The following is a 3,292-nucleotide window of genomic DNA, read 5'->3' on the forward strand; positions in this document are numbered from 1 at the left end:
GCAATTTCAGCTTGTTTTTGTTTTTCAGCTTCTGCTTTTTGGCGTTCGGCTTCAATTCTTGCTTGTTCTGCTTTTTCAGCTTCGGCTTTAATTTTTTCTTCCATTTTGGGATTGTACAAACGATAATCGCCGTCATCATCAATCAATCTATACTGATATGCTCCTTTGTCCACCACTTGTCCGTCATTGGCTAAGCGAACTTGCAAATTATCTGCTTTTTTTACTGTCAAAAGCGACAAGCGGTCGGCGTGTGTTGGTTCTGCACCTGTATCTTTAACATTTAACAAAAAATCGCCTGTGGCATTATCAGCACTAACATGGTCTGCTTTTTTGCCTGCAATATCAGTCAAATAATAAAAAGTTCCACGCCCTAATAAATTACTGACAGTCAATTCATGATAATTGTCATTTTTGCCTGCATCATAGCCGTCATTTAGCACGATGTTGGCATTATCCAGATTCAAACTGGGTATTTGGCTATCTTCTATCAAAGTCCAAAAACTACCCGTATCCATAGTCATATGGCTTTGGTCACTAGCCTTAACACTACCCGTCAAATGAGCTTTACTGCCAAGCTGTAAATGGGCGTTGTCGGTCATGGCGACATTGCCTGTAATTGAAGTGGTAGGCAATGTATCAAATATTGAATTATCAAGATTTTTGATAGCACAAGTGGTCAATCCTGTGCGGTCAGAACGCACGCACTCGCTGTCATTTTGGCTAAATCCTAATTTTGCGGTCGCTTGGTTAGACAGTTCAAAATCACCTGTTACGCCAGACACATTGCGACTGACGATAAGTTTACTGTTATCTTGTGCCTTAAAGGTTTTTACGTTAAATTGGCGGTTTTGCCAATCGTTGTCTTTGATGACTTCTTGGCGATTTTGATGGTCATAAGCGTGCGGTGTGGGGCGACCTGACAAAACAAGCGTGCCGTTTTTGTGTGCTGATAGCGTACCATCTAAATCGCTACCACCTGACAACAACAAATACGCATTATCAATATGCGGATTAAATGCCACATCTAACTTGCTATTTTTGCCGTGCGTTTGGTCATTTTCACCCAAAAAGCCATTAAAAGCGGTATGTTGGTTTTGAGCGTTTTTCTTGGCAAGCACTCGTGCTATCGCTTTTTGTTTGCCTTCTTCGCCTGAACCAATAAATTCCCAGTGATCATTTGAATTTTGATCTACTGGATAAAATGCCCCTGCTCGACCCTTTAACAAAAAATAATCTTTGCGATTATCACGCCAGTTATTGACATACTCATAAATGTCGCCACCTGCTTGCCTCCATTGACCCCATTTAATCTCATCTGGGGTCATCGCCCGATTGCCTGCAATAGATACGGTCGCTTTGTTGTCATGATGATTGACAATTTGAGCACCTTCATCCATATTGGCAATACGGTTAAAGGCAATATCTTGCCCATTGACATCTAATCTACCGCCCCTAAAACCAAAATACAACTTATCCCAGTCCATTTGAGCATTATCGCCCACAACAACTGTGCCACGCCCTGAAACAATACCAACACTATTAAAGGCTTGTTTTTGGTTTTTGTTGTCGGCTTTTTGGTTTAACACAACCGTACCATCGCCAACACTAATATCGCCTTGGTTTATGCCTGTACCACCAACAACAAGCGTGCCTTTACCCAATTTGGATAAACGGTCATTTTTGGGATTTTTAATCTGCCAATCTACGCTTTTATCTTTGGCAACAACCACACCTGCTCCCACCCAAGTATGGTCAGGATTATCAGCGGTAACGGTCGCATTTTGAGCAAAACGCAACGCTCCTGCACCTTGATTTAAATTATCCGTCAAACGCAAAGTATTGTTATTACCGTTAATAACTAAGGTCTTACCATGATTTAATTGAGCGTCAATTTGTTTTATGCGTGCTGGCGATTCACTGTTGAATACATCAAGCTCTTGATTTACTGTTTTGCCATTTTCTTGATAGCTAAGCTGTGCTTTACCTGCTTGTTTTGGACTAATAACAATGGCTTGGTTGTTTACATCAAGTGTTACACCAATATCATCATTCATCATTTGTTTGTTATAGTCAGAACGAGCTATTGACCAAGTGTTAGAATAGATGCCTTTGCCACGATCGGCTAAAAAATTTAAAGTCCCAGCTATTTTCCAAACTTTTTGCTCTTTATCATAAACCAAAATACCTGAACCGCTATCCCCCGGTAGTCCAAGCGTTACCAAAGCACCATGACGATTACCAAACAGATGTCCGCCTGCATCAAGCCAATCTTTGCGGTCGCCTGTGATTTCAACTGGCACACCCCCTGTCAAATACGCATATGCACTTGAAATAGACTGTACATCACTGCCTTTAACACCCTCAGCACGCTGTGTACCTGACCCTGCCCTAGCAAAAGTATAGCGGTCAGGATTTTTGACCAACTCGCTAGTACTCACACCTTCTAGCGTAGGTATTGGTGCAACTTCGGTAACCATTTTATTCAGGCGTGGTAAATGATAATCCCAATTACCTGGATACTGTTTTTGAAATTCAACAAGTTTTTGTTTGTCATTTTTGATATCATCGCTAGGCTTTGGATAGTTATTATTATCCACCAACTTATAATCATAATAGGGGTTATCGGTGTGATTATCAGTACCACTTGCCCCAAAACGCATTGAAGCATAACCGCCATTATGTGCCACGCTTAACAAATACTGCTCATCAACCAAAGTCGCCACGCCATTAGCACCCACAACCGCCAAATCAGGCATTGGGATATCTTCAAGCATCTTGCCAACTTTTTCGCCTTGCTTATTATAAATATCTACATTAGTCGCACCGATAACAAATTGTCCTTTGTTTTCGGCAAAATCACGAAAGTACTGGTAATCCACATCGTTACGCACGCTTGACGCATAGGCAGTAGAAGCATACATAAGCCACGCTGTGAGCCACGCCAAAGTTTTCATGGGCGACAGCACGCTTTTAATAGGCGACAATATCGCAGGCAACGGATAAAAAGTTTTGGTAGATAAGCAATCTATGGATGGACGATTTGACATAATTAGTTTTACAATTGATTAAAAATCCGCTAGTATAATACAAAAAAACCAATAAATCACTATACTTGTGATTATTTTTTAGTATCATCTTTTGGTATAAATGGTATAAATTTTTAAAAATTCTTTATTAGACCTCCTGCAAAACCCATTCTATGCTAAAATACCCCAATGAACTACGAAGCCTCCACACACCTATCCGACACCAAATTCAAACGCTTAGTTGGCATTGAACGCAGGGTTTTTAA

Annotated in this window: 1 protein-coding gene; it reads right to left on the bottom strand. The window is 40.7% G+C overall.

Features of this window, described 5'->3' with window-relative positions:
• Positions 1-3,047: S6 family peptidase (locus tag K941_RS0112190; protein ID WP_322782723.1), on the bottom strand; the 3,047-nt coding region annotated here is incomplete at its 3' end.
• Positions 3,048-3,292: the final 245 nt, after the last annotated feature.

It is taken from the genome of Moraxella caprae DSM 19149 (assembly GCF_000426885.1).
Lineage (GTDB): Bacteria > Pseudomonadota > Gammaproteobacteria > Pseudomonadales > Moraxellaceae > Moraxella > Moraxella caprae.